The 26490-nt window shown below is 70.4% G+C and carries 24 protein-coding genes; 10 read left to right on the top strand and 14 right to left on the bottom strand.

The features are described from left to right. Positions 1 to 7 precede the first annotated feature (7 nt). Genes HNR01_RS11745 through HNR01_RS11735 form a run of 3 tightly spaced genes read left to right on the top strand, consistent with a single transcriptional unit; the run spans position 8 to position 3446 of the window. Positions 8 to 1066, top strand: a complete 1059-nt coding sequence (locus HNR01_RS11745) for a ligase-associated DNA damage response exonuclease (protein ID WP_153873487.1) — start codon at positions 8 to 10, stop codon at positions 1064 to 1066. Beyond that, positions 1063 to 2967, top strand: coding sequence for a cisplatin damage response ATP-dependent DNA ligase (locus HNR01_RS11740; RefSeq protein ID WP_183667848.1), 1905 nt, complete (start codon positions 1063 to 1065; stop codon positions 2965 to 2967). Before HNR01_RS11745 ends, HNR01_RS11740 begins: the two co-directional genes overlap by 4 nt. Beyond that, the gene (locus HNR01_RS11735; RefSeq protein WP_183667847.1) at positions 2964 to 3446 is read left to right on the top strand and encodes a secondary thiamine-phosphate synthase enzyme YjbQ; all 483 of its coding nucleotides are present in this window, start codon (positions 2964 to 2966) and stop codon (positions 3444 to 3446) included. Before HNR01_RS11740 ends, HNR01_RS11735 begins: the two co-directional genes overlap by 4 nt. A 6-nt stretch (positions 3447 to 3452) precedes the next feature. On the opposite strand, the gene HNR01_RS11730 is transcribed toward HNR01_RS11735, so the two are convergent. Next, complete coding sequence (locus HNR01_RS11730) at positions 3453 to 3899, bottom strand: DMT family transporter (RefSeq protein ID WP_153873489.1); 447 nt, start codon at positions 3897 to 3899, stop codon at positions 3453 to 3455. A 119-nt stretch (positions 3900 to 4018) separates the two neighbouring features. Here HNR01_RS11730 and HNR01_RS11725 point away from each other — a divergent pair, with 119 nt between their 5' ends. Further along, the gene (locus tag HNR01_RS11725) at positions 4019 to 4915 is read left to right on the top strand and encodes a LysR family transcriptional regulator (protein WP_183667846.1); all 897 of its coding nucleotides are present in this window, start codon (positions 4019 to 4021) and stop codon (positions 4913 to 4915) included. 6 nt (positions 4916 to 4921) lie between these two features. On the opposite strand, the gene HNR01_RS11720 is transcribed toward HNR01_RS11725, so the two are convergent. After that, positions 4922 to 5086, bottom strand: a complete 165-nt coding sequence (locus tag HNR01_RS11720) for a YqaE/Pmp3 family membrane protein (protein WP_012455304.1) — start codon at positions 5084 to 5086, stop codon at positions 4922 to 4924. 103 nt (positions 5087 to 5189) lie between these two features. Then, positions 5190 to 7391 carry an FAD-dependent oxidoreductase gene (locus tag HNR01_RS11715; RefSeq protein WP_183667845.1) on the bottom strand — a complete coding sequence of 734 codons (2202 nt, stop codon included), beginning with the start codon at positions 7389 to 7391 and terminating at the stop codon, positions 5190 to 5192. A gap of 121 nt (positions 7392 to 7512) precedes the next feature. Between HNR01_RS11715 and HNR01_RS11710 the strand changes: the two genes are divergently transcribed. Then, positions 7513 to 8310 carry an EAL domain-containing protein gene (locus tag HNR01_RS11710; RefSeq protein ID WP_183667961.1) on the top strand — a complete coding sequence of 266 codons (798 nt, stop codon included), beginning with the start codon at positions 7513 to 7515 and terminating at the stop codon, positions 8308 to 8310. Between the two features lie 53 nt (positions 8311 to 8363). Here the strand turns inward: HNR01_RS11710 and HNR01_RS11705 are convergent, their stop codons facing one another. The 3 genes from HNR01_RS11705 to HNR01_RS11695 form a co-directional block, all read right to left on the bottom strand. Beyond that, positions 8364 to 8861 (bottom strand): hypothetical protein, encoded by a 498-nt coding sequence (locus HNR01_RS11705; protein WP_183667844.1) that lies wholly within the window; start codon positions 8859 to 8861, stop codon positions 8364 to 8366. Positions 8862 to 8987: 126 nt separating this feature from the next. Continuing rightward, the gene (locus tag HNR01_RS11700; RefSeq protein ID WP_183667843.1) at positions 8988 to 10196 is read right to left on the bottom strand and encodes an acetyl-CoA C-acetyltransferase; all 1209 of its coding nucleotides are present in this window, start codon (positions 10194 to 10196) and stop codon (positions 8988 to 8990) included. Positions 10197 to 10387: 191 nt separating this feature from the next. Next, positions 10388 to 12178 (bottom strand): acyl-CoA dehydrogenase C-terminal domain-containing protein, encoded by a 1791-nt coding sequence (locus HNR01_RS11695; RefSeq protein WP_026105826.1) that lies wholly within the window; start codon positions 12176 to 12178, stop codon positions 10388 to 10390. Between the two features lie 352 nt (positions 12179 to 12530). Here HNR01_RS11695 and HNR01_RS11690 point away from each other — a divergent pair, with 352 nt between their 5' ends. Then, a complete protein-coding gene (locus HNR01_RS11690; RefSeq protein WP_183667842.1) occupies positions 12531 to 15833 on the top strand; it encodes an SEL1-like repeat protein in 3303 nt (1100 codons plus the stop codon). 461 nt (positions 15834 to 16294) lie between these two features. Continuing rightward, positions 16295 to 16621 carry a hypothetical protein gene (locus tag HNR01_RS11685; RefSeq protein ID WP_183667841.1) on the top strand — a complete coding sequence of 109 codons (327 nt, stop codon included), beginning with the start codon at positions 16295 to 16297 and terminating at the stop codon, positions 16619 to 16621. A 161-nt stretch (positions 16622 to 16782) separates the two neighbouring features. Here HNR01_RS11685 and HNR01_RS11680 read toward each other — a convergent pair whose 3' ends face one another. Next, complete coding sequence (locus tag HNR01_RS11680; RefSeq protein ID WP_017486490.1) at positions 16783 to 17727, bottom strand: alginate O-acetyltransferase AlgX-related protein; 945 nt, start codon at positions 17725 to 17727, stop codon at positions 16783 to 16785. A gap of 136 nt (positions 17728 to 17863) precedes the next feature. Between HNR01_RS11680 and HNR01_RS11675 the strand changes: the two genes are divergently transcribed. The 3 genes from HNR01_RS11675 to HNR01_RS11665 are packed head-to-tail and all read left to right on the top strand — an operon-like array spanning position 17864 to position 20548. Continuing rightward, positions 17864 to 18382, top strand: coding sequence for a 2'-5' RNA ligase family protein (locus HNR01_RS11675; protein WP_183667840.1), 519 nt, complete (start codon positions 17864 to 17866; stop codon positions 18380 to 18382). Continuing rightward, positions 18379 to 19182 carry a phosphatase PAP2 family protein gene (locus tag HNR01_RS11670; RefSeq protein ID WP_183667839.1) on the top strand — a complete coding sequence of 268 codons (804 nt, stop codon included), beginning with the start codon at positions 18379 to 18381 and terminating at the stop codon, positions 19180 to 19182. The genes HNR01_RS11675 and HNR01_RS11670 overlap by 4 nt, the downstream gene beginning before the upstream one ends. Before the next feature lie 55 nt (positions 19183 to 19237). Next, positions 19238 to 20548 (top strand): Gfo/Idh/MocA family protein, encoded by a 1311-nt coding sequence (locus HNR01_RS11665; protein ID WP_183667838.1) that lies wholly within the window; start codon positions 19238 to 19240, stop codon positions 20546 to 20548. A gap of 169 nt (positions 20549 to 20717) precedes the next feature. On the opposite strand, the gene HNR01_RS11660 is transcribed toward HNR01_RS11665, so the two are convergent. The 7 genes from HNR01_RS11660 to HNR01_RS11630 all read right to left on the bottom strand — a co-directional run bounded on the left by HNR01_RS11660 (position 20718) and on the right by HNR01_RS11630 (position 26376). Then, positions 20718 to 20864: a hypothetical protein gene (locus tag HNR01_RS11660; RefSeq protein WP_017486494.1), complete on the bottom strand. Its 147-nt coding sequence runs from the start codon at positions 20862 to 20864 to the stop codon at positions 20718 to 20720. Between the two features lie 89 nt (positions 20865 to 20953). After that, positions 20954 to 22249, bottom strand: coding sequence for a M16 family metallopeptidase (locus tag HNR01_RS11655; protein WP_183667837.1), 1296 nt, complete (start codon positions 22247 to 22249; stop codon positions 20954 to 20956). Positions 22250 to 22255: 6 nt separating this feature from the next. Beyond that, the gene (gene thrC, locus HNR01_RS11650; protein ID WP_183667836.1) at positions 22256 to 23668 is read right to left on the bottom strand and encodes a threonine synthase; all 1413 of its coding nucleotides are present in this window, start codon (positions 23666 to 23668) and stop codon (positions 22256 to 22258) included. Positions 23669 to 23752: 84 nt separating this feature from the next. Further along, a complete protein-coding gene (locus HNR01_RS11645; protein ID WP_183667835.1) occupies positions 23753 to 24178 on the bottom strand; it encodes a DUF4864 domain-containing protein in 426 nt (141 codons plus the stop codon). A gap of 82 nt (positions 24179 to 24260) precedes the next feature. Further along, positions 24261 to 25031, bottom strand: coding sequence for an SURF1 family protein (locus tag HNR01_RS11640; RefSeq protein WP_183667834.1), 771 nt, complete (start codon positions 25029 to 25031; stop codon positions 24261 to 24263). After that, positions 25031 to 25405 carry a DUF983 domain-containing protein gene (locus tag HNR01_RS11635; protein ID WP_183667833.1) on the bottom strand — a complete coding sequence of 125 codons (375 nt, stop codon included), beginning with the start codon at positions 25403 to 25405 and terminating at the stop codon, positions 25031 to 25033. The genes HNR01_RS11640 and HNR01_RS11635 overlap by 1 nt, the downstream gene beginning before the upstream one ends. Positions 25406 to 25524: 119 nt before the next feature. Beyond that, the gene (locus HNR01_RS11630) at positions 25525 to 26376 is read right to left on the bottom strand and encodes a cytochrome c oxidase subunit 3 (RefSeq protein ID WP_017486500.1); all 852 of its coding nucleotides are present in this window, start codon (positions 26374 to 26376) and stop codon (positions 25525 to 25527) included. Positions 26377 to 26490: the final 114 nt, after the last annotated feature.

The raw sequence follows: 26490 nt of genomic DNA, 5'->3' as shown, positions 1-26490 counted from the left end.
CCGGCCGATGTCGCAGCGCGCCTCCGATCTCCTGACCCTGACCCGCGAGGGCCTCTATTGTCCGCTCGGGCGCTTTCACGTCGATCCGACGCGGCCCGTCGAGCGGGCGCTGATCACCCACGGCCATGCCGACCACGCCCGCGCCGGACACGGCACCGTGCTGGCCACGCCGGAGACGCTGCGGATCATGGCCGTGCGCTACGGCGAGGAGTTCTGCCGCGCCCGCCAGGAAGCGCGGCTGGGGGAGCGGATGCGCGTCGGCGACGTCACCGTGTTCTTCGCCCCCGCCGGCCACGTGCTGGGCTCGGCGCAGATCGCGATCGAGCGGGATGGCCAGCGGATCGTCGTCTCGGGCGACTACAAGCGCGCCCCCGACCCGACCTGCCTGCCGTTCGAGGTCGTGCCCTGCGACGTGTTCATCACCGAGGCCACCTTCGGCCTGCCGGTCTTCCGCCATCCCGATACGCGGGGCGAGGTGCGCAAGCTGATCGAATCGGTCACGCTGTTTCCCGAGCGCGCCCACATCGTCGGCGCCTACGCGCTCGGCAAGGCGCAGCGGGTGATGGCGCTGCTGCGGGAGGAGGGCTGGGACCGGCCGATCCACCTGCACGGGGCGATGGAGAAGCTGACCGAGCTGTACAAGCGCGAGGGCGTGCCGCTCGGCGAGACGCCGAAGGTCGTGGCCGCGGACCGAAAGGACCTGCACGGCGCCATCGTGCTGTGCCCGCCCTCGTCGATCCAGGATCTCTGGTCGCGCAAATTTCCCGATCCCGTCACCGCCTTCGCCTCGGGCTGGATGCGGGTGCGCGCCCGCGCCCGGCAGAAGGGCGTCGAGCTGCCGCTCGTCATCTCCGACCATTCCGACTGGCCGGACCTGTGCCGCACGATCCGCGACACCGGCGCCGAGGAGGTCTGGGTCACCCACGGTCAGGAGGATGCGCTGGTCCACTGGTGCGGGACGCAGGGGATCCGCGCCAAGCCGCTGCACCTCTTAGGGTATGGCGACGACGGCGAGGCCGAGCCCGATCCCGGGCACGATCCGAAGATGGAGGAGGCCTCGGCGTGAACGACTTCGCCCACCTCCTCGACCGCCTCGCCTACGAGCCGCGCCGCAACGCCAAGCTGCGCCTGCTCCAGGATTTCTTCGCTGGCACGCCCGACCCGGAGCGCGGCTGGGCGCTGGCCGCCATGACCGGCGGGCTGACGTTTCGCGAGGCCAAGCCGGCCCTGATCCGCGCCCTGGTGGAGGAGCGGGTCGATCCGGTGCTGTTTTCGCTCTCGCACAACTACGTGGGTGATCTCGCCGAGACGACGGCGCTGATCTGGCCGGGGCCGGATGAATCGCCGGACGCCTCCCCCTCTCCCCGCACGCGGGGAGAGGGTCGAGCTCCCCTCGGCGGGAGCGAGACAAGCGGCAGCGGGGGTGAGGGGGCCTCGAAGGACAAGGCTCATTCGGAATCGCCCCCTCACCCTCGGCTGCCGCCTCGCTCTGCCGACGACGAGGTCGGCACAGCCCTCTCCCCGCAAGCGGGGAGAGGGGAAACACCGGCCATCGGCCACAACAACCCGCCCCCGTCCGTCCCGACCCTCGCCGAGGTCGTCGAGACGCTGGCCACCACGCCGAAGCGTGCCCTGCCGCAGCATCTCGCCCGATGGCTCGATGCCCTCGACGAGACCGGGCGCTGGGCGCTCCTGAAGCTCGTCACCGGCAACCTGCGCGTCGGCGTCTCGGCCCGGCTCGCCAAGACCGCGGTCGGCGCGCTCGGCGGCCACGAGGCGGACGCGGTGGAGGAGGTCTGGCACGGGCTGAAACCGCCCTACACCGAGCTGTTCGCCTGGGTGGAGGGGCGGGGCGAGCGGCCCGAGAGCCGCAACCCGGCCCCGTTCCGGCCGCCGATGCTGTCGCACCCGGTCGAAGAATTCGAGGATCTCGACAAGCTCGATCCCGAGGCCTTCTCCGCCGAGTGGAAGTGGGACGGCATCCGCGTCCAGCTCGCCGGCGGGCGCGACAATCAGGGACGCCAAGTCCAAAAAATCTACTCGCGCACCGGCGAGGATATTTCCGACGCCTTCCCCGACCTCGCCGAGGCGATCACCTTCGAGGGCGCCATCGACGGCGAGCTGCTGATCCTGCGGGAAGGCCGGGTGCAGAGCTTCAACGTGCTGCAGCAGCGCCTCAACCGGAAGGCGGTGACGGGCAAACTCTTGGACGAGTTCCCCGCCCATGTCCGCGCCTACGACGTGCTGTCGGCCGAGGGCGAGGATCTGCGGGGTCTCCCCTTCGCCGAGCGCCGGCCCCGGCTGGAGGCCCTGGTGCGGCGGCTCGACCATGCCCGCATCGACCTCTCGCCCCTGGTGCCGTTCACGACCTGGGACGACGTGGCCGCGGCGCGCGCCGACCCGGCCTCTGCCGGGGCGGGGGCCGATGCGGACGCCATCGAGGGCGTGATGCTCAAGCGGCTCAACAGCGCCTATCTGCCCGGCCGCCCCAAGGGCCCGTGGTGGAAGTGGAAGCGCGAGCCCTACGTGGTCGATGCGGTGATGATGTACGCCCAGCGCGGCCACGGGAAGCGCTCGTCCTTCTACTCGGACTACACCTTCGGCTGCTGGCGCGAGGGGGCGGAGGGCGAGGAGCTGGTGCCGGTCGGCAAGGCCTATCACGGCTTCACCGATGCCGAGCTGCAAAAGCTCGACCGCTACGTCCGCAACCACACGACGAAGCGCTTCGGCCCGGTGCGCGAGGTCGCCTACGGCCGCGACGCCGGCCTCGTGCTGGAGATCGCGTTCGAGGGCGTGCAGCGCTCGACCCGGCACAAATCGGGCGTGGCGATGCGCTTCCCCCGCGTCAGCCGCATCCGCTGGGACAAGCCTCCGGCGGAGGCCGACCGGGTCGAGGTGCTGGAACGGATTCTGGCCCGCGGCGAGCGCGAGGTCGCGCCGGCGGCGGCGATGGAGGCATCGGAATGAGGCAGGTGGGCAGAAGCGCCGGGAAGATCGGGCCGCTCGAAGGGTTTTCGGCCGGTGACGTGACCCGGCAGGCGAGCGCGCGGGTGACGGTGGCCACCCCCGGCCCCGGCTTCACCGACATCACCGAGGCGGTGGCGGCCTTCGTCACCGAGAGCGGCATCCGCACCGGCCTCGTCAGCGTGTTCTGCCGGCACACCTCAGCCTCGCTGACGATCCAGGAGAATGCCGACCCGGACGTGCGCGTCGATCTGATGACTGCGCTCGACGGCTTCGCGCCCCGCCACGGACAGTATGTCCACGGCATGGAGGGGCCCGACGACATGCCGGCGCATATCCGCACGATGCTGACCGATTCGGGCCTCGCCGTGCCGGTGCAGGGTGGCCGCCTCGCGCTCGGCACGTGGCAGGGGATCTACCTGATCGAGCACCGCGACCGGGGGCATCGGCGGGAGATCGTGCTGCACGCCGTCGGCGCCTGACCCGCTTCAGCGCCGGATCAGGATCACGCCGCCGACCAGCAGCGCGACGCCGACGAGCCGCGGGCCGTCGAGCGGGCGCTGGGCGAGGCCCATCCAGCCGAAATGGTCGAAGGCGACCGAGGCCAGCATCTGCCCGGCCACGAGCAGGGCGATGAAGGCCGCCGCGCCGAGTTGCGGCACGAGGACGATGGCGAGCCCGATGAAGAGCGCGCCGAAGACGCCGCCGCTCCAGGCCCACCACGGCAGCCGGGCCGCCACGCTCGCGGAGGGCAGGGGATCGCGCAGCGTCAGGATGAGCAGCGCCATGCAGGCGAGGCCCACGGCGTAGCTCGCGAAGCCGGCCCAGGCCGCCGAGCCGAGATCCGTGCGCAGGCGCGTGTTCAGCACCTGCTGGACGACGATGCTGACACCCGCCGCGACAGCGAGAAGAGAGGGAAGCAGGAGGCGGAGCATCGGCCCTCGGTATCATCGATCGGTGGTCGAACCGCCGGTGGGATGCGGCCGCGGCATTGACACCATCGAAGGGCCATGCCGTCAAATGCCTCTCACAGTGGCTTCCATGCAGACGAGGCATGATGAACCCGGCTCATCTCGACCTGTTCCGGGCGGTGCTTCGCTACGGCGGCATGACGCGAGCGGCGGGGGCGCTGGGCATCGGCCAGCCGCATGTCAGCCGCGCCATCGCCGGGCTCGAAGCCGAGCTCGGATTCGCGCTGTTCGTGCGCGGCCACGGCGCTGCCCTGCCGACGCGGGAGGGCGAGGCCTTTGCCCGCGAGGTCGAGCGCAGCGATGCCGGACTCGAGCGCCTGCGCGAGGCGGGACGCCGGATCCGCGACCTCGGCACCGGCCCGCTGCGCGTGGCCTGCCAGCCCTCGCTCGCCGCCGGCCTGCTGCCCCGCGCCATCCGCGCGTTGAGCGAAGACAGTCCCGGCATCCATGTCGCGGTGCATGTGCCGAGCCCGGAGACGATCTGGTCCTGGACGGCGTCGGAGCAGTGCGACATCGGTCTCGTACGGCCACAACCAAGCCATGAGGGGGTCGTCAGCGAGCCCTTCCTGGCGATGGATGCCGTCTGCGCGCTGCCCCGCTTGCATGTGCTGACGGCCCAGACGACGATCACCCCTGCCGATCTCGCCGATGCGCCGCTGATCGCGGGCGCGCCGGGCCTTTTTCAGCACCGGGTCGAGGCGGCCTTCGCGGAAGCGGGCGTCACGCCGCGCATCGCCTTCACGGCGCAGTACACCGCCGCGCGTTGCGGTCTCGTGGCCGAAGGTCTCGGGATCGCCATCGTCGATCCGCTGCCAGCGCGGAACCTCGCCGGCCTGCCGATCGTGCTGCGGCCCTTCCGGCCGCGCCTGCCGATCGAGACCGTGATGATCCACCCGGCGGGCCGTCCGCCGGGGCGGATCGCCGAGCGGCTGATGGATCACCTCAGGGCGCAGCGGGACGTCCTGAGGGATGAGCCGTAGGTCTGCTCAGCGGTCGCGCAGCAGCAGGTAGAGCGCGTGGATCGAGCCCGGCAGGTAGAACAGCAGGCAGAGCAGGATGTTGAACAGGAACTGGATCCCGATCCCGTTCGTCATCAGCACCGAGATCGGCGGCAGGAAGAACGCGATCAGGATCTTGATGAGGGTCGACAAGGGGAACTCCGGTTCGCTCACTGCGGTCGGGCGGTGAACGAAAGCGGAGCGGTTGGGTTCCGTGCCGGGCGGCCTTCCCGGAGGGCGGCCGCCCATCGGTCGGTCAGGCTGCCTGCTTCAGCGCGTCGTAGAAGCGCCCGCCGGATTCGGCCATCGCCAGGAGGTTGTCCGGCGGGCTGAAGCGGGGGCCGTGCTTGGCTTCGAGCGCGCGGGCCAGCGCCACGAAGGCACCGGCCCCCATGAAGTCGATGTAGGATAGCGCACCCCCGGTGAACGGGGCGAATCCGAAGCCGAGGATCGAGCCGACATCCGCCTCGCGGGGATCGGTGACGACGCCCTCCTGCACCGTGCGGGCGGCTTCCAGCGCCTGCGCCACGAGGAAGCGGTGCTTCAGTTCCTCCACGTCGAGGCTGTCGGGATCGAGCCGGTTCGGCTGGATCTCGGCGAGCCCCGACCAGAGCTTCTTCTGGCCGCCCTCGGGATAGTCGTAGAAGCCGCGCTTGTTCTTGCGCCCGAGGCGGCCGTGGGTCTCGACCATCGCGACGAGGAGCTGCTTCTGGTCGGGATCGACGGCGCCCTCGCCGAGCTGCGCCTCGGTCGCCCGCATGATCTTGAGGCCGAGATCGAGCGCCACCTCGTCGTTGAGCGAGAGCGGTCCGACCGGCATGCCGGCCATCCGCGCCACGTTCTCGATCATCGCCGGGGGTACGCCCTCGGCGAGCATCTTGTGGCCCTCCCGGATGTAGGCGAGCACGCAGCGGTTGGCGAAGAAGCCGCGGGCATCGTTGACGACGATGCCGGTCTTCTTGATCGCCCGCACGTAGTCGAGGGCCGTGGCAACAGCGCGGTCGCCGGTCTGGTTGCCGCGGATGATCTCCACGAGAAGCATCTTCTCCACCGGCGAGAAGAAGTGGATGCCGACGAATTGCTCGGGCCGCTTCGAGGTCTGGGCGAGGCCCGAGATCGGCAGGGTCGAGGTGTTGGAGGCGAAGATCGCGTGCTCCGGCAGCGCCGCCTCGACCCGACCGATCACCTCGGCCTTCACCTTCGGGTCCTCGAACACCGCCTCGATGACGAGGTCGCAGTCCGAGAGCGCGGCATAGTCCGGCGTCGCGGTGATGCGGGCGAGCAGGGCGTCGCGGTCGGCGGTCTTGGCCTTGCCGCGGTTGATCTGGCCCGTGATGAGCTTGTGGCAATGCGCCTTGCCGGCGTCGGCCGCCTCCTGGTCGCGGTCGATCAGGACGACCGCCATCCCGGCCTGCGCTGTGACGTAGGCGATGCCCGCGCCCATGAAGCCGGCGCCGATCACGCCGACCTTGGCCACCTTCGTCGGCTCCACGTCCTTGGGCCGGCGGGCGCCCTTGTTGATCTCGCCCATGGAGATGAAGAGCGTGCGGATCATCGCCTGCGCTTCCCGCGTGCGCAGGATGTGGGCGAAGTAGCGGCTCTCGACCTTGAGGCCGAGATCCATCGGAAGTTGCAGGCCCTCATAGACCGAGGCCAGGATGGCCTTGGCGGCCGGATAGTTGTCGTGGGTCTCGCGGCGGTAGATCGCGTTGGCCGGCGGCCAGATCATCATGCCGGCGGGCGAATAGACTTTCCCTGACGGCGCCTTGAACTTCGGCACGTCCCAGGGCGCCACCGCCGAGCCGCCCTCGCGGATCCACGCCTTGGCCCGCTCGACGATCTCGGCCGCCGGGGCCACCGTATGGGCCAAGCCCATGTTCTTGGCCATGAGGGGCCGGATCTGCTCGCCCTTGAACAGCATCTGCAGCGCGTCGCCGGTCTGCATCAGGCGCGCCACCCGCTGCGTGCCGCCGCCGCCGGGAAACAGGCCGACCTTGATCTCGGGCAGCCCCACGCGGGTCTTGTCGTCGTCGGCGAGCACGCGGTGGTGGCAGGCCAGCGCCAGCTCGAACGCGCCGCCGAGGCAGAGGCCGTGCACCGCGGCGGCGAAGGGCTTGCCGCAGGTCTCGAGCTTGCGGAACACGAGGCTCAAGCGCCGCGACTCCTCGAAGAAGTGGCGCATGGCCACCTCCTCGCCCTCGGCCGCCTTGAGCCGCTCGTACTCGACCCCGAGGCCCTGGAGCATGGTGAGGTCGGCGCCGCCGGAGAAGTTGCTCTTGCCGGAGACGATCACGCAGCCCTTGACGCCCTCGTCGGCGACGACCGCGTCGACGATCCGCTCGAGCTCCGCCATCACCTCCATGGTGATGACGTTCATCGAGCGGCCGGGCATGTCCCAGGTCGCGAGCGCAATGCCGTCGGCATCGATCTCGAAGCGGAAATTCTCGGTGGCGGTCATCGCGGAACCTCGAAGGAAAAGAGCCTGGCCGTATCGGAATCTTAAGGGGAAGCGCTCGTCATGGCGGATGGAACGGATGCGCGAACCGCCCCGTCCCTCCATGACCACCTCCGGACAGACCATGACGACGGACGCCCGAGCGCGACACGCCTGCCGAGCCTGCCGCGACGGGGCGGAGCTCGACTTCGCCTTCACCATGGCCTTCCAGCCCATCGTCGACGTCGCCAACGCGCGCGTCTGGGGCTACGAGGCGCTGGTGCGCGGACCGGGGGGCGAGCCCGCCGGTTCGATCCTGTCGCGGGTCACCGAGGAAACCCTGTACCGGTTCGATCAGGCGGCGCGGGTCAAGGCGATCGAACTCGCCGGCCGGCTGTTCCCGCCGGAGGGCGATACCAAGCTCTCGATCAACTTCATGCCCAACGCGGTCTACGAGCCGGCCGCCTGCATCCGCGCATCGCTGGAGGCCGCCCGCCGCGTCGGCTTCGACAACGGGCGCCTTAATTTCGAATTCACCGAGAACGAGCGCTTCCACGACACCGCCCATGTCCGGCGCATCGTCGAGGAATACCGGCGGCAGGGCTTTCTGACGGCGCTCGACGATTTCGGCGCGGGCTATGCCGGCCTCGGCCTGCTGGCCAATTTCCGCCCGGACCTCATCAAGATCGACATGGACCTCGTGCGTGGCATCGAGGCGGATGCCGGGCGCCGCACCATCGTCGGCGGCATCACGCAGATCGCGCGGACGCTGGGCGTCGCGGTGATCGCCGAGGGCATCGAGAGCGCGGCCGAAGCCGAGACGCTGCACGGCCTCGGCATCGACCTGCTGCAGGGCTACCATTTCGCCCGTCCGGCCCTGGAGGCCCTGCCGCCGGTCGCGGGCTTCGCGGCCGACGGCGCAAAGGTGAAGCGCGTCGCCTGACGCGCCCCCTCCGAAGCTGCCCGTCGCACCGCTCATCCTCCGCCTCCGCCGGCTTACTTGGCGGGCGTCGGCATGCCGCCGGGCAGACCGCCCGGGGCGCCGCCCGTCTGGTCGTTGGCGGCAGCGAGCGTCAGCATGTGCAGGAGCCGCGTCACCACCGCCTGCGACAGCAGGTTCACCTCCGATTTCGGGTCGGCATTGACGGCCTGGAACTTCTGGTAGGTCTTGTCGTCGTAGATCTTGTCGAGTTCCTTCAGCTCGTCGAGGCTGAATTTCTCGGCGTATTGCTTGGACAGGCCCTCGAGCAGCGCCTGGCGCTGCTTGTCGAACTCGGCCTTGGCCTCCTTGCGCACCTTCTCGGCCTTGTCGTCGGGCATCGTCGAGACGGTCTTCTCGAGGGCGCCGCCGAAGCCGGTATCGAGGTTCTTGAGCACCGTCTTCTCGGTGAGCTTGGTGGCGACGGCGAGCTTGTCCGTGTTGTCGTCGGCCCGCGCCGCGAGCGGCAGGGCCAGCACGGCAGCGAGGCACAGGGCGGCTTTCGTCGTCTTCATCGTGGCGTCTCTCCCATGGTTGTTCTGGGACCGCACCCGGTCAAAAGGGCACGGCGTGGGAGGCCCTTAGCAGCGTTTGCGGGCGGATGGCAGGGCGGGGCGGCGGCATGACGCCGCCCGGCTCGATCACACCCGCTCGATGATCGTGGCGGTGCCCATGCCGGCGCCGATGCACAGCGTGACGAGCGCCCGCTCCTTGCCGGTGCGCTCCAGCTCGTCGAGCACGGTCCCGAGGATCATCGCCCCCGTGGCACCGAGCGGATGCCCCATCGCGATGGCGCCGCCGTTGACGTTCACCTGTGCCGGGTCGAGGTCGAAGGCCTGGTGGAAGCGCAGGACCACCGAGGCGAAGGCCTCGTTGATCTCGAACAGGTCGATGTCGGAGAGGCCCATGCCGGCCCGCGCCAGCACCTTCCGGGTCACGTCGACGGGGCCGGTCAGCATCAGCGCCGGATCGGAGCCGATATTGGCGAACGCCCGGATCCGGGCCCGCGGGCGCAGCCCGGCCCGATCGCCCGCCTCGCGCGAACCGATCAGCACGGCGGCCGCGCCGTCCACGATGCCCGAGGAATTGCCGGCGTGGTGGACGTGATCCACCGCCTCGACATCCGGGTGCGCATCGACCGCCACGGCGTCGAAGCCGCCCATCTGGCCCATCTGCACGAAGGAGGGCTTGAGGCTCGCCAGAGACTGCATGTCGGTCGACGGCCGCATGTGCTCGTCGCGGTCGAGCAGGGTGATGCCGTTGATGTCCTTGACCGGCACGACCGAGTTCCGGAACAGGCCCTCGTCCCAGGACTTGGCGGAGCGCTTCTGCGACTCGACGGCGTAGGCGTCGCAATCGTCGCGGCTGAAGCCGTACTTGGTGGCGATGAGGTCGGCCGAGACGCCCTGCGGCATGAAGTAGGATTTGACCGCGATCGCCGGATCGACCGGCCAGGCGCCGCCGGAGGCGCCGAGGCCGACGCGGCTCATCGATTCGACGCCGCCGCCGACGGTGAGGTCGTGCTGGCCGGCCATGACCTGCGCGGCGGCGAAGTTGATGGCGTCCAGCCCCGAGGCGCAGAAGCGGTTGATCTGTACGCCGGGCACGTGGTTCCCGTAATCGGCCACCAGCGCGGCGGCGCGGGCGATGTCGCCGCCGGCCTCGCCGACCGGATCGACGCAGCCGAGCACCACGTCGTCGACCTGACGGGTGTCGAGCCCGTTGCGGTCCTTGAGGGCGCGCAGCGCCGTCTCGGCCAGGCGGAGCGCCGTCACCTCGTGCAGCGAACCGTCGGGCTTGCCGCGGCCGCGGGGTGTGCGGACGTGATCGTAGATGTAGGCCTCGGGCATCTCAGCGCTTCCTCGTGTCCTTCATCACCGCCGGTGACGACCCTCCCCCCTCTGCGGGGCAGTGTGCCCGCGGAGCGGGCGGGAGAGGGGAACGACGGTGCAGGACTCGGCGCCCGTCATCCGCCCCACCCGATCCCCTTCGGGGGCCACCCTCACCCGCAGAAAGGGGGAGAGGGCTCGGTGTGGAGCGTTTAAAACGCCTCGGCCGGCAGCGCCATGGTCGTCTCGGCGCCGGCCTTGATCCGCGCGAGGCGCAAGGACGTCTCCGGCAGCATCCGCTCCATGTAGAAGCGGCCGAGGACGAGCTTGGCGTCCATCCGCTCGACGTCGGAGCCCTCCGCCTTCCGCGCCAGCGCGGCCTTGGCGATCCTGCCCCACATGTAGCCGAGCACGACGGTGCCGAGCAGATGCATCAGGTCGGTGGCCCCGGCACCGGCATTGTCGGGCTTGGCGAAGGCGTTCTGCATCAGCCACATCACCGCCCCCTGGAGGTCGTTGAGCGCCGGCTGGAGCGGGGCGACGAAGGGCTTCATCGCCTCGTCCTCGCCGTGGTCCTTGATGAAGGTCTGCACCTCGGTGAGGAAGGTCATCATCGCCCGGCCGCCATCCTTGGGCAGCTTCCGGCCGATCAGGTCCATGGCCTGGATGCCGTTGGCGCCCTCGTAGATCATGGCGATGCGGGCATCGCGCACGAACTGCGACATGCCCCATTCCTCGACATAGCCGTGGCCGCCGAACATCTGCTGCGCCTCGACCGCGTTGGCGAAGCCCCGGTCGGTCAGCACGCCCTTCACCACCGGGGTCATCAGGCCGAGCATGTCGTCGGCCGCCTGCCGCTCCCCCGCATCCTGCGAGCGATGGGCGATGTCGGAGTTGAGCGCCGTCCAGAGGATCAGCGCGCGTCCCGCCTCGTTGAAGGCGCGGATCTGCATCAGCGTGCGGCGCACGTCCGGATGGACGATGATCGGATCGGCGGCCTTCTCGGGCGCCTTGGCACCGGTCAGCGCCCGGCCCTGGAGTCGCTCGCGGGCATAGGCGACCGCGTTCTGGTAGGCGACCTCGGACTGGCCGAGCCCCTGTACGCCGACGGCGAGCCGGGCCTCGTTCATCATCACGAACATCGCGGCCAGCCCGCGATTCTCCTCGCCCACGAGCCAGCCCCTGGCGCCGTCGTAGTTCATTACGCAGGTGGCGTTGCCGTGGATGCCCATCTTGTGCTCGAGGGAGCCGCAGGACACCGCGTTGCGCTCGCCCAGCGAGCCGTCGGCGTTCACGAGGAATTTCGGCACCACGAAGAGCGAGATGCCCTTGGTGCCCATGGGCGCGCCCTCGATCCGGGCAATGACGAGGTGGACGATGTTCTCCGAGAGGTCGTGCTCGCCCGCCGAGATGAAGATCTTGGTGCCGGTGAGGCTGTAGGAGCCGTCGCCGTTCGGAACCGCCTTGGTCTTGAGGAGCCCAAGATCCGTGCCGCAATGCGGCTCGGTCAGGTTCATCGTGCCGGTCCAGGCGCCCTCCACCATCTTCGGCAGATAGGTCTTCTTCTGCTCGTCCGAGCCGTGGACGAGCAGTGCGGCCACCGCACCCTGCGTCAGGCCGGGATACATGCCGAGCGCGAGATTGGCGCCGGAGACGAATTCCTGCATCGCCGTGTTGAGCACGTGCGGCAGGCCCTGGCCGCCGAACTCTTCCGGAACCGAAAGCCCCATCCAGCCGCCGGCCGCGTAGGCGTCGTAGGCCGCTTTGAATCCCTTCGGCGTGGCGACGCTGCCGTCCTCGCGGCGCGTGCATCCCTCCTGGTCGCCGGACAGGTTCAGAGGCGAGAAGATTTCGGCCGCGAGCTTGCCGCCCTCGTTGAGCACCGCCTCGACCACATCCGCCGAGGCATCGGAGAAGCCCGGAAGATTATCGTACCGGTGGATCGCGAGAACGTCGTTGAGGAGGAAAAGGGTGTCCTCGACCGGAGCCCGGTAGCTCGGCATCGCGTCAGCCTCCCGCATCGTTTTCAGGTGAACCAAACCGGTCCGGCCGGCTCAGATCCAAGATAGTTCATATGTAAACTATCTCGCGGACGATCCGCAAGGCCCACCCCGGTTGTATTCTCGGAAATTGCACCCCTGGGCACCCTTTCGAGCGCACGCCCCGACCCGCCCGAGCGCTCCGCTGCCTGAAGGTCCCGGAAAAGCGCTCTCAACGCCCGGCTGTCTTAACTGAGCATTTACCAAGATTGGAAAAGGTCGGTCCTGTCCGTTCCGCAATCCGCCGCCTCACGCCCCCCGCGCGAATCGGCAGCCCGGCGGACACCGGAAGCCGCCGACTTCGGATCTCCGCGAGATGAAACAGACTGCCCCGATCAGCCTCGACAGCTTCGACCCGGAGGTGCTCGCGGCTGCCCGCGAGGTCGCCCGGCGGGCGGGGGTGCCGCTTGAGAGCTGGATCGCCTCCGTGGCCGCGCCCGAAACGTCGAAGCCGGGACCGAGGCGTCGGCGCGCGGACGCGTCATCTCCGGCCAAGGAAGCAGGCGCGGATCAGGCACGACAGGTCGGAGGACGTGCGGCGGACAAGACCGCTGCGCCCCGGAAGGAGCCGCCGCAGCACAAGCGCCGCGATGCGGCTCTCGCTGCTTCGCCGTCTGAGGCTCCCGCCGCGCTCCCGCCGGCAGCCTCGCTCGAAGCCTCGATCGGCGCGATGATGCGGCGCCTCGACGCGCTCGACCGTTCGATCAGCGAAGAGCGCGAAGCCTCGAAGGCCGAGGCCGCCCGGATGATCGGCGACATCGAGCGCAAGGTGGGGGAACTTGCCGGGCAGCTCAGCGCGCCCCGGCCCCTCGGCCGGCGCGGCCGCCCCCTCGCCACCGAGGTCCGCGACGCCGTCGCCGAGGTCCGCCGGCGCCAACGCGAGCTGGAAGAGGGCATTGCCGAGTGGAACGCCGCCGGCACGACCGGGCCGGAGATGGCTGAGACGGGAGCGCTCGCCGCCGGCCCGGACGCGGAGGGGGCGCACCGCCAGGAGCCGTCGCCGGCCATCGCCGAGTTGCAGCGCGAGACAAGCCGGCTGCGTGACGTGCTCGGCGGGCTCGCCACGGGCCGCGACGTGGGCGAGCTGGAGCAGACCATGCAGGCCGTCGCCAGCGATCTCCGGCGGGCACGCGACCCGCAGGAGCTCGCCGCCATCGCCGCACCGATCGAGCTGATGCGCGTCCAAGTGGACCGGCTGGCCGGGGACGTAGCCGACGACGTCCATGCCCGGATCGCGGGCGAAGTCGAACGCGTGGCCGCCAAGGTCGATGAAGCCCTGTCCGGCGCCCTCGCCGGCACCCTGTCGGGTCCGGCCGACCAGAACGCCCTCGACGGCGTGTTCCGCGAACTCGACGAGATCCGCCGCCTCGTGGCGGCCCTGGCCGGCCCGGAGCGGATCCAGAGCCTCGCTCAGGGCGTGCAGGCGATCAGCGCTCAGATCGCCCAGCTCCAACGGGACGAGGATGCGGGGATCGCCGCCATCAAGCCGCTGCTGGAGGAGATCCGCGGCGAGCTCAAGACGCCCGATCCCGCCCGGGCGCTGCCGAGCGAACTTCTCGGACGGTTCGAGGCGCTGGCCGAGCGGCTCGGCCACGCCAAGGCCGGCCCCGTCGGCGAGTTGATCGAACGGCTCGAGGCGGTGGCCGAGAAGGTCGATCGCGTCAGCGCGGGCGGCAGCGGGCTCGACGCCCTGGAACGCCACGTCCTCGCCCTGGCGAGCCGGCTCGACGCTCCGCGCGACACCGACCCGGCCGTGGCGCGGCTCGAACGCGCCATGGGCGACCTGCTCTCTCAGGTCGCCGCCCTGCGCAGCGGAGCCGACGTGGAATCCGCCGTCGAGCGTGCGGTCCGGGAGGCCGTGGCTGGCTCGGCCGCCCCGCTCAGGGACGCCGGCGGCGAGTTCGCGCTGCTGCGGGCCGATCTCGCGGAGCTGCGCGCCAACCAGAAGGGCTCGGACCAGCGCCTCCAATCGACGATGGAGGGCGTCCAGGCGGTGCTGACGCGACTGAGCGAGCAACTCGACCGGACCATGACCTCCGCCGCGGCGATGACCCTTGCCGCCCCGCAGGACCGCGCGCCCCGCGGGCTGCCGCCGAGCGAGCGCCCGTCCCAGAATCGGCCCTCGCAGGAGCGCCTCTCGCAAGAGCGCCTCTCGCAGGAGCGTCCCGCCGCTCCGAAGGCGGCTGCCGCGGCGCCGGCCCGCCCACGCCCGGCGGCGGCGTCCGAGGAGGCCGGCGGGATGGAGGCGAGCCGCCTGTCCGACGAGTTGCTGGAGCCCGGCGCCGGCCGGCCCGCGCCCGGCCGCCCGGCCATGCCGGAGGCCGGCCCGACGGTCGGCAGCACCGACATCAAGACGAGCTTCATCGCCGCCGCGCGCCGCGCCGCGCAGGCGGCCCAGGTCGAAGCCGCGGCCGAGGCCCCGCTGGCGGCTCGGCTGCGCGACAAGGTCGCCCCGGCGGCCCGTACGCCGGGCGCCGAGTCGGCGCCCCTGGCGCGGCTCCGCGGCGCCCTCGACGGCCGCCGTCGCACGCTGCTGCTCGGCCTCGCCGCCGTCGTCCTGGCGCTCGGCGCCTACCAGGCCTTCCTGGCCGGCAAGAGTGCGCCGAACGGCGAGGCGGCCCCACCGGACTCCCGTCCGGTGGCCGGCACCGCTCCCGCCGCATCCTCCGATGCTTCGGCGACCCGCAGTGCCGAGACCGCGGCCGAGCCGAACCCGGCAGCCCCCGCTCAGGCTCAGGCTCCCGCCGCCCCGGCTCCCGCCGAAGCGACGGTCCCGACCGGAGCTCCGACGAGCGTGGCCGATCCGGCGACGACGCAATCCCTCGCCGAGCCGAAGGCGGCCAAGCGCGGGCTGCCCCAGGTCGCCGGCATGGCCGCGCTCGGCACCGACCTCGCCGGCCTGCCGCCGGCCCTTGCCAAGCTCAAGCAGGACGCGCTCGACGGCGACGGGGCCGCCGTGTGGGAGATCGCCTCGCGCCAGGCCGAGGGCCGCGGCGTGACACGCGACCTCACGGTCGCTGCCCGGTTCTACGAAAAGCTGGCGATGGCCGGTTACGCGCCGGCCCAATTCAAGGTCGGCAACGCCTACGAGAAGGGCTCCGGCGTCACCCGCGACGTCGAGAAGGCGAAGGCCTGGTACGGCCGCGCTGCCGACCAGGGCAATATCCGGGCGATGCACAATCTGGCGGTCCTGCACGCGGAGAACCCGGCCGCCAACGGCAAGCCCGACTTCACGAACGCCGCGAACGCCTTCCGCCGGGCGGCGGAGCACGGCGTGCGCGACAGCCAGTACAATCTGGCCGTGCTCTACGCCCGGGGCCTCGGCGTCGGGCAGGATCTCGTCCAGTCCTATCTCTGGTTCTCCGCCGCCGCGGCGCAGGGGGATCAGGAAGCGGGGCGCAAGCGGGACGAGGTCGCCACGAAGCTCTCGCCGAAGGATCTCGGCGAGGCCAAGGGCCTTGCCGCGGGCTTCAGGGCGAGGGAGGTCGATCCGGCCGCGAACGAGGCACCGTCGCCGAAGGCCACCGCCGCGGCACCGATGTCCCTGATGGGCGCGCCCTCGCCGGGTATGCCGAACAGCACGTTCCAATCGTCGGCGCAGAAGCGCGTCGGGGTCTAGAGGCGTTCCCGCCCAGTCGCCGGCCCGTCACCGCGCAGACGACAACGAGATCGGACAGGCCGCATCCCGGACAGGGGCGCGGCCTGTCTTCGTCTCCGCACCGGGTCAGCCCGCATCGTCAACCCGCACCCGCCCCGGCCGAAGCGAGGCCAGGACGATCGTCCTTGAGAGTGGGTGCGCATCGCCGCAGGACCATCGTCGCGCGGCGCGATCGAGACACCCGAACAGCCGAGCGTCCGCCGAGGACGCCTGAAGCGGCATGACCAGAGCGCCGCAGCAACGCTCCGTATTTCCTGTATACGTCCGAGCAAAAGATCTAATCCACATCGATTTATTTATATTTCTGCGGATTAAAATTTATCACGACATTGTGCTCAATCGCACTTTTCTTGCCTAAACTGCATGTTACGTGTGCTCTTGCTTCGAAATTAAGCGACACTTGAACAAGAGAGGAGCACGACATGCTGCGCTTCGCGTCCTTCGCGTCAGTCTTTCTGATGGCGTTCGCGACCACGAGCCTGCCGGCTGCCGCGCAGTCGGCTCGCGCCAAGAACGGCACCTGGACCGCCTTGCCGTCGCAGGTCCTGCCTCCCGCCCCACCGCGCGTCGCCAATGGCGGCTTCGGCGCATTGCCGCTCGCAGTGGGCGGCGGGTCGGGCTACTGCGACATCGTGGTGAAGCGCGGCGGCGGCAATCCGACCCAGGACATGACCGGCTCGATCGGCCACGCGAAGAGCTACCAGGCCACCGGCGGCGGCCCGGCCCGCCAGCGGGTCTGCGCCCGCTAGAGCCGGATCCGACCGGTTGGCATCAGGTCGGCGCCTCGAAAGGCTTGCTTCGACATGCGTTCTTCCGACGAGCCGGTGACCGCCTCGTCGGGATGCGCTCCCGGGGGCCGATCCGTTGGAAAGCGATCCGGCGCCCCTTTCTCGAGGGGCGCCGCAGCGCGTCAGACCAGGGGCGCCATCTCCGCCTGGCGCACCGGCTTCTCCATCCCGGGCTTCTCGTAAGCCGCGACGTCGAAATCGTCGCTCGGAATGCGCACGAGGAAGCGCTCGGCCATTTCGAACATCAGAATGTCGGGGCGCACCCGCTCGACGTACCCCCAGTCGATGCTCGACGACCAGACGAAGTGCATCTCGCGAAACGTCTCGGCGAGGAAGCTCGTCAGCATGATCGGCGCGAAATGCGCGTAGGAATCCCCGAACAGCACCAGGGTGCGCGGGTCGGCCTGGGGGGAGGGGTTCCGGTAGATGACGTGGGCGCCGACATGCAGGTCGCCCGCCTTTCCCGCCGCCTCGTAGGATTCGACCAGCGGACTGGCATAGGCGCGCGACGCGTCGCGATGCACCGCCCAGTTCACCACCGTCTCCCGCGGCCGCTCGGGCAGCTTGTCGCCGAGATCCCACAATCCGTCGTGGGGAAAGCGCGGGCGCTCGGCGATATCGGGCGGCGCCACGGCACCGCAGGCGCGCAGCAGCGCCCGGTAGCCGATCAGGCAGCCCTCATAGGTCCAGTGGGAATCGGTGCGGCGGTAGAGCGGCTCCCCGTCGTCCCGGGCCGCGCGCAGGGGAGCGACGAGATCGACGTAGCCGCTCATCCGGGCGAGGCGCCGGGCGAGCCGGCGGGCCGGCGACAGGCGCGGATCGAAATCGAGGTCGAGGGTGCGGTCGTCGTAGATCGACAGCTTTTCCGGCACGATGGTGTGGACGTAGCGGATGCCGAGCGCCTGCGCCCGGGCGGCGCGCGCCTCGATCAGCCGGGCCCAGCGACGCAGGTGCCACCAGCCGGCGAGCGAACGCCGGTATTGCAGGAGCACCCCGTTGGTGCCCCCGATCAGGAACAGCCACCCGTCGCGTCCCCGGTGGATGATCTCTCTGTTCCTGCGGGCCATCCCCGTCTCCTAGACGCCGCAGGACCGGCTGAACAGCGCAGCCGCACCACAACCGGCCCGCTGGATACGCGTTCCCGCCGCACCATCTTGCCCGGGGTGCGCCGGGCGACCGGCCCCGATCCGAGAGTGCGAAGCGTTGTCCGAGGCCGCCCCGCTGATCCTGACGCTGCAGATGGACGCGGCGGCCTTCGCCACCTTCGACGGTTTGAGGCGGCGGCATTTCCCCGAGGCGCTGAACCACATCCCGGCCCACGCCACGCTGTTCCACCACCTGCCGGGCGAGGATGCAGCGGGCGTGACCGAGACGGTGACGGCGCTCGCCCGCACGCAGAGCGCGCCGGACGTGGCGGTGACGGGGGTGCGCTTCACCGGGCGCGGCGTCGCCTACGTGCTGGAATCGGAGGCGCTGTCCGCCTTCCGCGGGCGGATCGCGGCGGCGTTCCGCGAGCATCTCACGGCACAGGACCGCCAGGGCTGGCGCCCGCACGTCACCGTGCAAAACAAGGTCGCGCCTGACACCGCCCGCGCGCTGCACGCCGCGCTCAGCCAGGATTTCAGACCGTCGCACTTCCACGCCCCGGGCGTGCTGCTATGGCGTTACCTTGGCGGTCCGTGGGAGCGGGTCGCGACCATCGCATTCGGGGATGCGGCATGAGACTGCCCGGTATCGCGCGAAACAGCGGCGGCGCCCTCTGGCGCGGCTCGTCCGCCGTATGGCTGCGGCTCCACCTCAACGAGGTCGGGCCGCTGGTCTCACTGCTCCTCGTCAGTACCCTCGGCTACGGCTTCTTCGCGCTCGCCCGCGAGGTCGGCGAAGGCTCGACCGCGGCGCTCGACCGCAAGATCCTGCTGTCCCTGCGCAACCCCGCCGACCTGTCCGACCCGCTCGGCCCCGCCTGGCTGGAGGAGGCGATGCGCGACATCACCGGCTGGGGCAGCGTCGTCACCATCGTGTTCCTCACGGCGGCGGCGGTGATCTATCTCGCCCTCTCCGGCCGGCGGCGGGTGGCGGTGTTCGTGCTCGCCGCGGTCGGGGGCGGCGAGGCGGTCTCGACGGTGCTCAAGCTGTTCTATCACCGCCCGCGGCCCGATCTCGTGCCGCACGGCATGGAGGTGTTCACGGCGAGCTTCCCTTCCGGCCACGCCATGATGTCGGCGATCGCCTACCTCACGCTCGCCACGCTGCTCGCCCGCGTCGAGCGGCGGCGCCGGGTCAAGGCGCTGCTGCTGGTGCTCGGCATCGCCATGACCGTCCTGGTCGGCATCAGCCGGGTCTATCTCGGCGTGCATTGGCCGAGCGACGTGCTGGCCGGCTGGTGCGTCGGCGCCGCCTGGGCGGCCCTGTGCTGGTTCGTCGCCCTCCAGCTCCAGCGCCGGGGCGAGGTGGAAGACCCCGATCCGACGCCCGCGTCGACCGGCCCCGGCCAGATCAAAGGAACCACCGCCGCGGGCTGACGCGTTCCGGCCAGGTGCGAGCAAGGCACCCAATCAGCAAGGCCGGACCCGCTTCATGACCGATGACCTCCGACTGTCCCGTCGCCTCCTCCTCGCAGGAGGCGCCGGCCTGACCGGCGCGGCCCTCGGCCTGAGCGGCGGCGCGCGGGCCGCCTCCGGGCCGCCGGCCCCCTCGGTGCCGGCCGATACCGGTGCCCTGCAGGACGGCCGGATCGTGTTTCCGAACTGGCGCGATGCCGGCGACGCGCCGCCGCCGCCGCCGCCCGCACCGATGCCGCCCTCCGAGCGGGTCGGCTTCGCCGTCGTGGGGCTCGGGCGCCTCAGCCTGGAGGAAATCCTGCCGGCCTTCGGCGAGGCGAAGAAAGCGAAGCCGGTGGCGCTGATGTCCGGCTCGCCGGAGAAGGCGCGGCTCACGGCGGCGCAGTACGGCATCCCGGAGGATGCGATCTATGCCTACGATCAGTGGGACCGGCTGAAGGCCAACCCCGCGGTCAAGGTCGTCTACATCGTCACGCCGAACGGCCTGCACCGGGATCAGGTGCTCGCGGCGGCGGCGGTCGGAAAGCACGTGCTGTGCGAGAAGCCGATGGCGAACACCTCGGCCGAGGCGCAGGAGATGGTCGAGGCCTGCAACAAGGCCGGCGTCAAGCTGATGATCGCCTATCGCTGCCAGTACGAGCCCTTCAACCGCGAGGTCGTGCGGCTCGCCCGTTCCGGCGAGTTCGGGCGGGTGAAGATGGTCGAGGCCTTCAACGGCCAGACCACGGCGCTGCCAGAGCAGTGGCGCCTGCGCAAGGCGCTGGCGGGCGGCGGCGCGCTGCCCGATATCGGGATCTACTGCCTCAACGGCGTGCGGGCCCTGCTCGGCGAGGAGCCGGTCTCGATCCAGGCGCAGATCGTCACGCCCGAGAACGATCCGCGCTTCAAGGAGGTCGAGGAGAGCGTCGCCTTCACGCTCCGCTTCCCCTCGGGCGTGATCGCCCAATGCGGCACCAGCTACGGTGTGCATGAGAGCCGCGAATTGCGGGTCCACACCACCACCGGCTCGCTCGACCTGCACAACGCCTTCGCCTATCGCGGCCAGCGCCTCACGGTCGCCCACCGCGAGGGCAGCCACGTCCAGCGCGACGAACCGGTGCTGACGCACAAGAACCAGTTCGCGCTCGAACTCGACCACATGGCCGAGTGCATCCTCAAGGATCGCCGTCCCCGCACACCCGGAGAGGAGGGACTTCAGGACATGATCCTGATGGAGGCGATTTACGCGGCCGCCCGCTCGGGCCAGCCGGTCACGGTCGGTCCGCTTGCGGGTACGGGTCACGGGACCGATGCGACACGGGGACCGGCACTGGAAGACGGAAAATAGCCCGACGCACCCGTCGTCGCGAGGCGGAGCCGAAGCGATCCAGGGCTCCGCACTTTCGGGAAAGGACGCGGCGGAGGGAGGGCTTCGCTGCCGCGCGCAAGGACGGGCGCGCGCAAGGACGGGAGAGGCATGGGTTCCGCCGCTGCACGCCGACCGGGGAAGCGCCCCGTCATTCCCCCCAGCGCACGAACACCCCGATCGCGACGATGGCGAGGAGGGCGAGCAGCCACGCCTCGCCCACGGTCAGCGCGTAGGCGAGCAGACCGAAGAAGCCGAGGGCGATGCCGAGCATGGTCGCGACGGCAACAGGGTTCATGGCGGCCGGATTGTCTCCGAAACGGTTCTCTGTGACCCTGGAGGCGGAAGGGCTGGCCGTCGGCGTCACCCCCCGGATTTAGAGCGTCGTTAGGCCGCCTGAAGGCCTGCCGTCACGCGGGAGAGCGGCGGAAGCCCCTTGATCGGACCGATCGCCGCGAGCGTCGGAGCGCCGCGCAGCAGGTCGCGGCCGGCCGCGCGCACGTGCTCGACCTCGACCGCATCGATCTTGGCGATCAGCTCCTGCGGCGGGATCACCCGACCCCAGGCGAGAAGCTGGCGGGCATTGCGCTCGATGCGCCCGCCCGGCGTCTCCAGGGCCGAGAGCAGGGAGAGCTTGAGCTGCGCCTTGGCGCGGGCGAGTTCGGCCGTATCGAGCCGCTCCGCCGCCTCGCGGGTGGTGGCGATGGTGACGTCGACGAGTTCGGCGAGATCCGCGCCGGAGGTACCCGCGCCGATGCCGAACAGGCCGCAATCGGTGAAGGGCCAGTGGAAGGCCTGGATGTCGTAGGCGAGCCCGCGGGTCTCGCGCACCTCGTGCCAGAGCCGCGAGGTCAGCCCGCCGCCGAGGACTTGGCTGAACAGATGCAGCGCGTAGTAGCCGTCGTCGCGGAAGGAGAGGCCGGGCAGCCCGAGCACGAGGTTGGCCTGTTCGAGCCGCTTCTGCATCCGCCGCTCGCCGCCGCCGTAGACCCCGGCCACGACCGGCGGTGCCTCGACGGGGTTCAGAGCGCCGAAATACCGCTCGGCCGCCGCGACGATCTCGGCATGCTCCACCGCGCCGGCGGCGGCGAGCACCATGCGATCGGGGACATATTCGCGGGCGATGTAGGCTTCGATCGCCGCACGGTCGAAGCTCTGGATCGTGTCGGGCCGCCCGAGGATCGGCCGGCCGATCGGCTGATCGGGAAAGGCGGTCTCGATGAAGGCATCGTAGACGACGTCGTCGGGCGTATCCTCGACCGCCGCGTATTCCTGCAGGATCACGCCCTTCTCGCGGGCGAGCTCGCCTTCATCGAACACCGAGCGGGTCAGGATGTCGCCGAGCACGTCGAGGGCGACCCCGGCATCCTCGCCGAGAACCCGGGCGGTGTAGCTCGTGCTCTCGGTGCTCGTGGCGGCGTTGATCTCGCCGCCGACATTCTCGATGTCCTCGGCGATCTTTCGGGCCGAGCGCGTCGCCGTGCCCTTGAAGGCCATGTGCTCGATCAGGTGACTGAGCCCGTGCTCGTCCGCCCGCTCGTGCCGCGAGCCGGCCCCGACCCAGACGCCCAGCGTCGCGGTGGCGACGCCGGGGATGGTTTCGGTGGCGACGGTGAGACCGTTGTCGAGCCGGGTGACCGTGAGGCCCGGCGAGGCGCCGAAGGTCGAGAAGTGCTGGTTCATTTCACCTCAGGCGCCGCGGGTGATGCGGGCATGCTCCGTGATGTAGCGCTCGATCGCGGCCTGATCATTGGCCAGATTCGCCACGGTCTCCGGCCGGGTCATCAGGTCGGCGAGGTGGGGCGGCAGCACCGGCCGGCCGCCGCCGGTCGCCTGCGAGACCGCATCCGGGAACTTGGCCGGATGGGCGGTGGCGAGCGCCACCACCGGGGTCGCCGGATCCTTCTCCAGCAGCTTGCGGCCGGCGCGCACGCCGATGGCGCTGTGGGGATCGAGCACCATGCCGGTCTTGCGATAGGTGCCGGCGATCTCATCCACCACGTCGGGCTCGCGCACGGCGGCCGCGTCGAACTCGTCGCGCACGCTCGCCAGCACCTCGGGGCTCAGCGTGAAGCCGCCCGACTGCTTGAGGCCCGCCATCAGGCGCCCCAGCGCGGAGGCGTCGCGGTCCAGCGCCTCGAACAGCAGCCGCTCGAAATTCGACGAGATCTGGATGTCCATCGACGGCGAGGTCGTCGGCTGCACGCCACGCGGCTCGTAGGCGCCGTGCTCCAGGGTGCGGGCCAGAATGTCGTTGGCGTTGGTGCCGATCATCAGCCGCTCGATCGGCAAGCCCATGCGCTTGGCGACCCAGCCCGCGAGGATGTCGCCGAAATTGCCGGTCGGCACCGCGAACGAGACCTTCCGATGAGGCGCGCCGAGCGCCACCGCGCTCGTGAAATAGTAGACGGTCTGGGCGGCCACGCGCGCCCAGTTGATCGAGTTGACGCCCGAGAGCCTGACCGCGTCGGCGAAGTCGGCGTGCTGGAACATCGCCTTCACGAGGTTCTGGCAATCATCGAAATTGCCGTCGACGGCGAGCGCGTGGACGTTCGGCGCGTTGACCGTGGTCATCTGCCGCCGCTGCACCTCCGACACGCGCCCGTGCGGAAACAGGATGAACACGTCGACCTGATCGAGCCCCTTGAACGCCTCGACCGCGGCACTGCCCGTATCGCCCGAGGTGGCGCCGACGATGGTGGCGCGCGCGCCCTTCTGGCGCAGGACGTAGTCCATCAGCCGCCCGAGGAGCTGCATCGCCACGTCCTTGAACGCGAGCGTCGGCCCGTGGAACAGGTCCATCAGGAACAGGTTGTCGTCGATCTGCGTGAGCGGACAGATCGCCGGATGGCGGAAGGTCGAGTAGGCGTCCTCGATCATGCGATCGAGTGGCTCGTCCGGGATCTCGCCGTCGATGAGCGGGCGCAGCACGCGCTTGGCGACCTCGGCGTAGCGCAGGCCGGCAAAGCCCGCGATCTCGTCACGGGTCAGCTGGGGCCAGCTCTCGGGCACGTAGAGGCCGCCGTCGCGGGCGAGGCCGGCGAGCAACGCATCGGAAAAGCTCAAGGGCGCGGCGGCGCCGCGGGTCGAGACGTGCAGCAAGGATGCCTCCGGGAAGGCGCCCCCTCTACACGATCGATTTCGCCATGTCGAAGCGGAGCCGGACCGGTTTCTCGTCCCGTGACGTCAGATCCGCTCGCCCGGCGCCTTCTTCAGCTGGCATCCGGTGATGCGCCACTGGCCGTCGACCTGGCGCTGGAGCGTGTAGAGCGCCACCCAATCGAGACCGGCCTCGTCTTGGAGGCTCACGCCCTGGGCGATCTCGTCCTCGGCTGTCTCCTGCGCTGTCTCGAAGCGGTAGCTGCGCGGGCGCAGGACCGGGGCGTAGCCCTTCGCCACCATGGCGATGAAGGTCTCGGCCGAGGGAAACAAGTTGCGGATCTGGGGCGCGGCCTCGGCATAGGCGCCCACGGCGTCGTTGCGGCGGAAGGCATCGATCTGCCGCTCGATGGTGGCGCGGGCGGCCCTGCGGGCGGTGTCGCGGCTCGCGTCGTCGGCCCGGGCCGCGAGACCGGCCAGAACGAGGATGAGGAGGCTGGCAACGGTGCGCATCGAGGGCACTCCGCGGATCCTGCCGCGGGAGGCCGATCCCACGGGTGAGGCCGAGATCCCGGCATCACCCTTGCCAACGCCGTCAGCCGGCTTTCGGCTCCTCCGGTTCGTGCAGCCGTCGCCACGCGAAAACGGAAAAGACGCCGATCAGACAGGCGGCGATGCCGAACCATGTGAAGGCGTATTGCAGGTGGTTGTTCGGCAGATCGACCCGGAGCTGGCCGCCGCGGGGCCAGCCGCCGGGGTTGGGCGTGGCATCCGCCTCGATCAGGTAGGGGGCGACATCGGTCAGGCCGCGGGCGGCGCTGATGCCGGGAATGTCGCGGGTGAACCACGCGTCGCGTTTCGGGTCGGATTCCGGAACGAACAGGCCTCGGGCCTCGCTCGCCCGCAGCATGCCCGTCACCGTCGCCTCGCCCGCCACCTGACCGGCGGCGCGATCCTCGGGCCGCTTCAGCTCGGTCGGGATGAAGCCGCGGTTGATCAGGATCGTCGAACCGTCGTCGCGTTTGAGCGGAGTGAGCACGTAGAAGCCCTGGAGCGCGCGGCCCGGCTCGCCCGGCGCCAGCCCGTGCACCAGGGTCTCCCGGTCGTGGAGGAAGGTGCCCCGCACCCGCACCCGGCTGAACTCGTCGGCCTTGGCGTCCCACGCGTCGAAGGGGGGAGGGGCGGCCGGCGGCTCGGCGTGCGAGCGCTCGATGATGCGGGCGATCAGCGCCTCCTTCTCGCCCTTGCGGGCGAGCTGCCAGACTCCGAGGCCGAGGAGGATCGCGAGGCAGACCAGGGCCGCGAAGCCCGGTGCCCACAGGCTGCGCAGGCGCGCGCGGCGTTCGATCGCGGACAGCGCAGCCACTAGCGGAAGCGTCCCTGCTCGGCCTTGTTGACGAACTGCACCGCCGCGAGCAGGCCCTTGAGCGGGCGCACCAGGCCCAGGCTCAAACCGATGGCGAGGCTGCCCGCCACGAGCGCGTGGACCCAGACCGGCGGCTCGTAGGTGAATTCCAGCCATAACGCCGTGCCCGCCACGACGAAGCCGGTGATCGACATCACGAAGAAGGCCGGCCCGTCGGCGGAGTCGAAGGCGGAGAAGTCCTGGCCGCAGACCTCGCAAGACGGCCTGACGGCGAGGAAGCCGCGGAACAGGTGCCCCTCGCCGCAGGCCGGGCAGCGCCCGCGCAGGCCGGTCGCGATCGGGGAGGGGGGCGGGTTCGTGGCGACTCGGTTCACGGCATGCTCCTCGCTGAGCGCCGGTATGATGCACCGGGCGGCCCACCGCACGCGAAAAAGGGCGGCTCGCGCCGCCCTTCCGGGTTGCCGCCCGTGCCGGGCGGCCGATGAAGACCGGCTCAGTGAGCGGCGCTGCCGGCGCCCCACACGTAGATGGCGGCGAACAGGAACAGCCACACCACGTCGACGAAGTGCCAGTACCAGGCGGCGAACTCGAAGCCGAGATGCTGCTTCGGGGTGAAGTCGCCCTTGTAGGTGCGCAGCAGGCAGACGGCGAGAAAGATCGTGCCGATGATGACGTGGGCGCCGTGGAAGCCCGTCGCCATGAAGAAGGTCGAGGAGTAGATCGAGCCGGCGAAGCCGAAATGCGCATGCGCGTACTCGTAGGCCTGGCAGGCGGTGAACAGCACGCCGAGGATGATGGTGAGCCACAGGCCGTACTTCAGGCCCTTACGGTCGCCGTGCAGCAGGGCGTGGTGGGCCCAGGTCACGGTGGTGCCCGAGGTCAGCAGGATCAGCGTGTTCAGGAGCGGCAGGTGCCAGGGATCGAACGCCTCGATGCCCTTGGGCGGCCACACGCCGCCGGTGAACTCGAGGCGCTGGGGCTGGATCGGGTCGGCGGTGTAGAGGGCGGCCTCGAAATAGGCCCAGAACCACGCCACGAAGAACATCACCTCGGAGGCGATGAACATGATCATGCCGTAGCGGTGATGGAGTTGGACGACGCGGGTGTGGTCGCCGGAATTGGCCTCGTGGGTGACGTCCTTCCACCACGAGAGCATGGTGTAGAGCACGCCGAGCGTGCCGGCACCGAACACGTAGGGGCCGATGGCGAGGCCGCCGGCGGAGAGACCCTTCATCCAGAAGACGGCGCCGAAGGCCATCAGGAACCCGGAGAACGCGCCCAGCAGCGGCCACGGGCTCGGGTTGATGATGTGGTAATCGTGGTTCTTGGCGTGCGCCCCGGCCATCGCGATGCTTCTCCCTCGCCCCGGCCCGTCACCGCCTGACGGCCGGGCCCTGTTGCCTTGGAGGTCCGGCGGGACCGGACCTCGGTTGAAAACCCTCTACTTCGGCAGCCAAGG

This window comes from Methylorubrum rhodesianum (genome assembly GCF_014199985.1).
Classification (GTDB): Bacteria; Pseudomonadota; Alphaproteobacteria; order Rhizobiales; family Beijerinckiaceae; genus Methylobacterium; species Methylobacterium rhodesianum.
Note: the sequence above shows the minus strand (reverse complement) of the source record. Positions and strands in the feature narration are given on the sequence as shown.

What these genes read in the sequence shown, in the direction of transcription:
- HNR01_RS11745 (WP_153873487.1), top strand. Translation starts at nt 8, where the DNA reads ATGTCGCAGCGCGCCTCCGATCTCCTGACCCTGACCCGCGAGGGCCTC.
- HNR01_RS11735 (WP_183667847.1), top strand. Translation starts at nt 2,964, where the DNA reads ATGAGGCAGGTGGGCAGAAGCGCCGGGAAGATCGGGCCGCTCGAAGGG.
- HNR01_RS11730 (WP_153873489.1), bottom strand. Translation starts at nt 3,899, where the DNA reads ATGCTCCGCCTCCTGCTTCCCTCTCTTCTCGCTGTCGCGGCGGGTGTC.
- HNR01_RS11725 (WP_183667846.1), top strand. Translation starts at nt 4,019, where the DNA reads ATGATGAACCCGGCTCATCTCGACCTGTTCCGGGCGGTGCTTCGCTAC.
- HNR01_RS11715 (WP_183667845.1), bottom strand. Translation starts at nt 7,391, where the DNA reads ATGACCGCCACCGAGAATTTCCGCTTCGAGATCGATGCCGACGGCATT.
- HNR01_RS11710 (WP_183667961.1), top strand. Translation starts at nt 7,513, where the DNA reads ATGACGACGGACGCCCGAGCGCGACACGCCTGCCGAGCCTGCCGCGAC.
- HNR01_RS11705 (WP_183667844.1), bottom strand. Translation starts at nt 8,861, where the DNA reads ATGAAGACGACGAAAGCCGCCCTGTGCCTCGCTGCCGTGCTGGCCCTG.
- HNR01_RS11700 (WP_183667843.1), bottom strand. Translation starts at nt 10,196, where the DNA reads ATGCCCGAGGCCTACATCTACGATCACGTCCGCACACCCCGCGGCCGC.
- HNR01_RS11695 (WP_026105826.1), bottom strand. Translation starts at nt 12,178, where the DNA reads ATGCCGAGCTACCGGGCTCCGGTCGAGGACACCCTTTTCCTCCTCAAC.
- HNR01_RS11690 (WP_183667842.1), top strand. Translation starts at nt 12,531, where the DNA reads ATGAAACAGACTGCCCCGATCAGCCTCGACAGCTTCGACCCGGAGGTG.
- HNR01_RS11685 (WP_183667841.1), top strand. Translation starts at nt 16,295, where the DNA reads ATGCTGCGCTTCGCGTCCTTCGCGTCAGTCTTTCTGATGGCGTTCGCG.
- HNR01_RS11680 (WP_017486490.1), bottom strand. Translation starts at nt 17,727, where the DNA reads ATGGCCCGCAGGAACAGAGAGATCATCCACCGGGGACGCGACGGGTGG.
- HNR01_RS11670 (WP_183667839.1), top strand. Translation starts at nt 18,379, where the DNA reads ATGAGACTGCCCGGTATCGCGCGAAACAGCGGCGGCGCCCTCTGGCGC.
- HNR01_RS11665 (WP_183667838.1), top strand. Translation starts at nt 19,238, where the DNA reads ATGACCGATGACCTCCGACTGTCCCGTCGCCTCCTCCTCGCAGGAGGC.
- HNR01_RS11660 (WP_017486494.1), bottom strand. Translation starts at nt 20,864, where the DNA reads ATGAACCCTGTTGCCGTCGCGACCATGCTCGGCATCGCCCTCGGCTTC.
- HNR01_RS11655 (WP_183667837.1), bottom strand. Translation starts at nt 22,249, where the DNA reads ATGAACCAGCACTTCTCGACCTTCGGCGCCTCGCCGGGCCTCACGGTC.
- HNR01_RS11645 (WP_183667835.1), bottom strand. Translation starts at nt 24,178, where the DNA reads ATGCGCACCGTTGCCAGCCTCCTCATCCTCGTTCTGGCCGGTCTCGCG.
- HNR01_RS11630 (WP_017486500.1), bottom strand. Translation starts at nt 26,376, where the DNA reads ATGGCCGGGGCGCACGCCAAGAACCACGATTACCACATCATCAACCCG.